The sequence below is a fragment of the Catalinimonas alkaloidigena genome, from assembly GCF_900100765.1.
GTDB classification, from domain to species: domain Bacteria; phylum Bacteroidota; class Bacteroidia; order Cytophagales; family Flexibacteraceae; genus Mooreia; species Mooreia alkaloidigena.
The window spans coordinates 335,051-341,317 of the sequence record NZ_FNFO01000009.1; the positions used below are offsets into that span (position 1 = coordinate 335,051).

Consider the following 6,267-nt stretch of genomic DNA (forward strand, 5'->3'; position numbering starts at 1 on the left):
TAAGAAATGCGCGCTTATGCGCGCATGGGAGGCCGGCGAACCGGAAGACTGGAGACAGGGAAAATAAAAACGTACCACGTTTACGCTGGCGTCGTCTCGGTAAACGTGGTACGTTTAAAATGCCGGTGTGCCGCTAAATGGTCGGCGTGTCGAGCTCGGCCAGCGAAGCGGTGATTTCTTCTTTGGTGAGTTCGTGTTCCTGCAATTTTCCCTCGAAGTAATTTTCGTAGGCGCTCATGTCGAAGTTGCCGTGCCCACACAAGTTGAACAGAATCGTTTTCGACGTGCCTTCTTCTTTACAACGTTTCGCTTCGGCGATCACCGTCGCGATGCCGTGGTTCGCTTCCGGTGCCGGAATGATGCCCTCGGCCTTGGCAAACTGCACGCCCGCCTCGAAACACTCGAGTTGGTGGTGCGCCCGCGCTTCGATCAGCTGGTCTTTCAGCAACTGACTGACAATGACCCCGGCACCGTGGTAGCGGAGGCCGCCCGCGTGGATCGGCGCCGGAACGAAGTTGTGTCCCAGCGTAAACATGGGCAGCAGCGGCGTCATGCCCACCGTATCGCCGAAGTCGTAGCGGAATTCACCGCGCGTCAGCTTCGGACACGAGGCCGGTTCTGAGGCAATGCAGCGAATCTTTTTCCCCTCTTCCAGGTTCAGCCGCAGGAAGGGGAACGAAATGCCGGCGAAGTTCGAGCCGCCGCCGAAGGGCGCGACCACGATGTCGGGCAGGTCGCCGGCCTTTTCCATTTGCGTGAGTGCTTCCAGTCCGATTACCGTCTGGTGCGTCAGGACGTGGTTCAGCACGCTGCCCAGGGCGTATTTGGTGGCGTCGTCCGACGCGGCCCGTTCTACCGCCTCCGAAATGGCAATGCCCAGGCTGCCCGGCGAATTTGGATCTTTGCCCAGAATTTGCCGACCTGCCTGGGTGAGGTCCGTCGGCGAGGCAAATACCTTGGCCCCCCACGTATTCATCATGATTTTGCGGTAGGGTTTCTGGTGGTACGAGATTTTCACCATGTAGACCTCGCACTCGATGCCGAACAACTGACAGGCAAAGCTCAGGGCGCTGCCCCACTGGCCCGCCCCGGTTTCGGTCGTGATCCGTTTCACCCCTTCTTTCATGTTGTAGTAGGCCTGCGCCACCGCCGTGTTGGGTTTGTGGGAGCCAGACGGACTGACGCCCTCGTACTTGTAGTAGATTTTGGCGGGGGTATCGAGCGCCTTTTCCAGGCCGTACGCCCGGTACAGTGGCGTGGGTCGCCAGATTTTGTACACCTCGCGTACTTCTTCCGGAATCGGAATCCACTTGTCGGTGCTGACTTCTTGTTTGATCAGCTCCATCGGGAACAGCGGTGCCAGCGCGTCGGGGCCGATCGGTTGTTTGGTGGCGGGGTGAAGTGGGGGCAGTGGTTTATTGGGCATGTCGGCCACGATGTTGTACCACTGTTCCGGAATTTCGTGCTCTTCCAGCAGAATTTTACGCGTCATATCCAAGGAGATTGTTTAGAAGATGAACAAAGCAAGCCCAAGGCTTGAAAGGCAAAAAGTACAGAAAACCAGGAAGTAATGCGGAGGAAAACGACCAACAGAGCGTGACGAATGTCAAGCGTCGGCCCGGCGCAGTTGTGTTGGGAAGAGGCTTGGCACCACAGCGTTAGCCCTACGCGCTTTGCCTGGGCAACCGGGACCGCAACGCAACTTACGCCGAAGGCGACTCGTTTTCGTGCTCCAGGGAAAGAATGAGTTGTTTCTCACCCGAAATCCAGACGACATCGCCCAGTTGGAACACCGTCGCCGGATCTGGATTCAGCATCCGCTGGCCGCCGCGCTCGATGCCCACCACCAGGCCGTGCGTCTTTTCCCGGATGCGCGCTTCGCGGATGCTCTTGCCCAGAAAGGGAAACTGAGCATCGACCATGAGCTGTTTCAGCATCACTTCCGGCGTTGTGTGCACCACTTGCGCCGGGGTAGGAGCCACGGTCGGCTTGAACCGCTGCAGTTGTTCGTCGGTCCCGACAACCGTCAGCTTATCGCCCGGAAAGAGGGGCTCCGCTCCGTTCGGCGCGACGATGGTGCGGCTGCCCCGCTCGATCTGCACGATATTGACCCCATATTTTTCGCGGAAGGCTAGCTCGGTGAGTGTTTTGCCCAGGCAGTCGGCATCGGGGCTGACTTCGAACGAGGCCAGGTGGGCATCCCAGGGCACCAGGTGCCGGTAGGCCATCGGCCGTTGTTGTTCCAGCGCCCGGGCGTTGAGGTTGTAGAGAAACCGATTTTCCAGCCGGGCATAGGTCTGTTGCAGGCGGTGGGTAAACAGGGGCAACACCACACCAATCATCAGCACGGCCGCCCCCAGCCCGACCAGCACCGAGAAAAGTTGCGCGAGCAGAAAGCTAACCAGCCCGACGCCGATTGCAATGCGGGCGGCCTCTAACGCCACCAGGGGCCCCCGGCTAAACACCCGACTGCGCCAGAGGGTTACGTACGAAGTGCTTCGCAACTTTTTGACAGACAGTGCCCACAGAAACGGCGCCATCAGCGAAAGGGCCAGCAGCGCCGTGAGCATTTCGCCCCACGGACTGGCGATGATGCGGAAGGTAACGATTGGCGTGAGAAAGTAGGTGGTGAGCAGGATCAGGGCAATGCAAATGACCGTATTGATCGTCACCGCCTGCAGGTACGTGCGCAGCACCTGCTGCCAGTCGCTGACTTGGGTAATGCGCTGTGTACCGGCGCTGTACGTCTGCAAAGAAGCACGCCAGCGGCTCGGAAGCTGCCGTTCCAGCACACGGTAAAACGGTTCGGCCAGCCGCATCAGGTAAGGCGTCGTAAACGTGGTGAGGACCGAAACGGCCACCGCAATCGGGTAGAGGAAATCGCTGGTGACGCGCAGAGAAACGCCCAGCGTCGCGATGATGAACGAGAACTCGCCGATCTGCGTCATGCTCATGCCCGTCGCGAGGGCGTGCCGCAGCGACTGGCCGGCCAACACGGCCCCCAGGCTCACAAAAAAAGCTTTTCCCAGAATCACCGTCGCGGAAATGAGCAGCACCGGCCCCAGGTAGTCGAGCAGCAGCACCGGATTGATCAGCATGCCGACCGACACAAAAAACACCGCGCCGAACAAGTCTTTGATGGGCCGGAGCAGGTGCTCGATCTTCTCCACAAAAATGGTTTCGGCCAGGATCGAGCCCATCAGAAACGCGCCGAGTGCCGAAGAAAACCCGGCGCTCGTCACCAGCACGACCATCACAAAGCACAGGCCCAGCGATAGAATGAGGAGGGTTTCGTCGGTAAGGGTCTGGCGCAGGCGGCGCAGCAGCGACGGAATGAGGAAAATGCCGGCCAAAAACCAGACGGTCAGAAAAAAGCCCAGTTTCAGCAGTGAACCCAGCAGTTCCATGCCGGCAAAGCGTTGGCTGATGGCCAGCGTCGAGAGCAGCACCAGCAACAGAATGGCCACCAGGTCTTCGATGATCAGAATGCCGAACACCAGACTGACGAAACGCCGCGTTTTGAGGCCCAGTTCTTCGAACGCGCGCAGAATGATGGTGGTGGACGAAATGGCCATGATGCCCCCCAGAAACAGACTGTCCATGGCAGACCAGCCCAGCCAGGTGCCGGTGCTGTAGCCCAGCAGCAGCATGGCCCCGATTTCCAGCAGGCCCGTCAGCGATGCCGCGCCTCCTACCTGCACCAGTTTCTTGAAGCTGAACTCCAGCCCCAGCCCGAACAGGAGAAAGATGACGCCGATGTCAGCCCAGGTGCGGATGCTCTCCGTCTCCAGAATGGTGGGGAAGAGCGGAAAGTTGGGTCCGACCAGCAGGCCCGCCAGCAGGTAGCCCAACACCAACGGCTGGTTCAGCTTCTTGAAGATCAGGGTGGTGATGCCGGCAACGCCCAAAATCAAGGCCAGATCGAGAATCAGCGGAGGTACATGCGCCATAAGGAAAACGGGAGATCGTCAGCAATTCAAATCCGGTCAGTCGACCCGCGTGCAATTTGCGTCATATCGGCGGTACGGTAATACTCGTGCCGGGCATAACGGCCCAAAAGAGGCGGTCGGTAGCGTATTATTTCTTTGTAACCGATTGCATAAGTTTCTCGGATTTCATGGAAAAACAAGATCTCTTCTCTATCATTGTGATGAAAGCGATTGAAATGAAAGAGGTTAAAGATGTCACCATCTACGACATAGCCAAGGCGCTGGACCTATCCCCGGCCACCATCAGCCGTGGCCTGAAAGACCACCCCGGCATCAAAAAAGAGACGAAAAAGCGCATCGTCGAGGCCGCCCGCCAAATGGGGTATCAGCACAACACGTTTGCCCGAAATCTGCGTGTGCGGAAAACCAACACCATCGGGGTGATCATCCCGCGCCTGAACAGCTACTTTATGTCCACGGTAATCGCTGGCATGGAAAAAGTGGCCAACGAACGGGGCTACAACCTGATCATCAGTCAGTCGCAGGAATCGGTGAAAAAAGAGATCGCCAGCGTCAACACGATGTACAACAGTCGGGTCGACGGGCTGTTGGTTTCGCTGGCCTATGATACCGAGAACATCGACCATTTCAGCGCGTTGCTCAAAAAAGAGATTCCGCTGATTTTCTTCGACCGTATTGCCGAGCACATCCAGTGCACCAGCATCGCCATCGACAACGTAAAGGCCGGTTACGAAGCCACGCTACACCTAATCGACCAGGGCTGTCGCCGCATTGTGTACATCGGCGGTAACCTGAAGCGCAACGTGTATGCCGATCGGCTGAAAGGGTACCGCCTGGCGCTGATGGAAAGGGAATTGCCCCAGGCACCCGAGTTGGTCATCATCAACCACATGAGCGAACAGGAGGGCAGCGAAGCCGCCCAGGCGCTGATGCGGATGAAGCCGCGCCCCGATGGCGTCTTTGCCGCCAACGATACCGTGGCGGTAACCTGCATCCGGGAGTTCAGACGGCAGGGGCTGTGCGTGCCCAATGACATCGCCGTGGTCGGCTTCAACAACGATCCTAACTCGCGCGTCATCGAGCCCAACCTGACCACGGTCGACTATCTGGGGCATGAAATGGGCGAAATTGCAGCCGCCACGCTGATCAACACCATTGAAAAGAAGCCCTCGGCCCACCTGAATACCCTCCTGTTGCGCCACAACCTGATCGTCCGGCAGTCGTCGGTACGATCGCACTCCACTCACTAACGTTTGTTCCATCCCTACGCGCTCCATCCCAATTAAGGCAACTTCCGACACACTGGAGCATACGACCGTTACGACACAAACCCGGTAAGGGGTACGGAGAGGTTGTGAGGTTGGCTCACTATCTTAAGGGGACGTAGAACGCGATATCCCGCGACTCTTTCGTCGAGGCAATGGCCGCCTGCGCCGTCGCGATCTTCTCATCAGCGAGGGTATGGAGGTGGGCAATCATGGCTTCTTTTTGAGCGGTGAGCGACATGAAAATGGTGCATTATTTTTCGGGAATGAGGGGTTTCATGACTTCAAAAAGCATCTGTTGATGGCCTTTGCAAAGCTCGAAGGTACAGAGTTTATTGTCCAGCAGGATTACGCCCCGTCCCATCGGAAATAAAGAAAAATCATCGCTCGTGCACGAAGCGGCCTGTTGTTTGCCTTGCCGCTCAAATGCTTCAAAGCGGGGCAGTACCGCCAGGTCATTGTATGTCAATCGTGTATAATGCATCTCCTCATCACGATCCGGAGTGTATGCCAAAGTCAGTTTTCCGTCATTTTGGAGGAGAAACAACGCTTCAGCCCATATTTCTTTTGAGTCTGTTACAACATGGGTTTCACGTGACAGGGCATATACTTCCACAAACGCAACGGCCTGTGATCCTGCCCGCAGGCGAGCCAGAAGCGTTTCCTGGTCGCTCACCAGGGTGAATATTTCGTCCAACGGCAGATGGACCTTGTATTTTTTCATCTGCTTAATCTCGATCTCCTTTCGGAATACGTAGCCCGTGACCGCTTTCAGTACGAGGGTATACGCGCCTGGTTCCGCTAACTCAAACACCTGCGGGTCACTGTCTTTTAAAGAATGCGCCATGCTGACTCCTTCTCCTAAGACCCTGTCTAAATTTTTTTAACAATGCGTTGGATATTGAATAGGTAAACAAACGCTTGACTGCTAGAATCCTCAGCTTCGTAGTCTTTGATCAACCTTCTCTGCCAGGGTGGCCCCGCCATTGGAGCCAGCTAATCGTTCGCTCTACTTTCCACCGCTGCGGTACTACTTGAAAAGTGAGCGAAAT

The 6,267-nt window shown here is 56.8% G+C and carries 5 protein-coding genes; 1 reads left to right on the top strand and 4 read right to left on the bottom strand.

From position 1 onward, the window contains the following. Positions 1 to 133 precede the first annotated feature (133 nt). Together BLR44_RS21260 and BLR44_RS21265 are read right to left on the bottom strand one after the other, a co-directional pair. The gene (locus BLR44_RS21260) at positions 134 to 1,492 is read right to left on the bottom strand and encodes a TrpB-like pyridoxal phosphate-dependent enzyme (protein WP_089685884.1); all 1,359 of its coding nucleotides are present in this window, start codon (positions 1,490 to 1,492) and stop codon (positions 134 to 136) included. A gap of 211 nt (positions 1,493 to 1,703) precedes the next feature. Then, positions 1,704 to 3,950 (bottom strand): monovalent cation:proton antiporter family protein, encoded by a 2,247-nt coding sequence (locus tag BLR44_RS21265; RefSeq protein WP_089685887.1) that lies wholly within the window; start codon positions 3,948 to 3,950, stop codon positions 1,704 to 1,706. 167 nt (positions 3,951 to 4,117) lie between these two features. Here BLR44_RS21265 and BLR44_RS21270 point away from each other — a divergent pair, with 167 nt between their 5' ends. After that, the gene (locus tag BLR44_RS21270; protein ID WP_245706134.1) at positions 4,118 to 5,200 is read left to right on the top strand and encodes a LacI family DNA-binding transcriptional regulator; all 1,083 of its coding nucleotides are present in this window, start codon (positions 4,118 to 4,120) and stop codon (positions 5,198 to 5,200) included. A gap of 118 nt (positions 5,201 to 5,318) precedes the next feature. On the opposite strand, the gene BLR44_RS28940 is transcribed toward BLR44_RS21270, so the two are convergent. Beyond that, the gene (locus tag BLR44_RS28940) at positions 5,319 to 5,456 is read right to left on the bottom strand and encodes a hypothetical protein (protein ID WP_176956149.1); all 138 of its coding nucleotides are present in this window, start codon (positions 5,454 to 5,456) and stop codon (positions 5,319 to 5,321) included. A gap of 12 nt (positions 5,457 to 5,468) precedes the next feature. Then, positions 5,469 to 6,062 (bottom strand): hypothetical protein, encoded by a 594-nt coding sequence (locus BLR44_RS21275; protein WP_089685889.1) that lies wholly within the window; start codon positions 6,060 to 6,062, stop codon positions 5,469 to 5,471. Between the last annotated feature and the right edge of the window lie 205 nt (positions 6,063 to 6,267).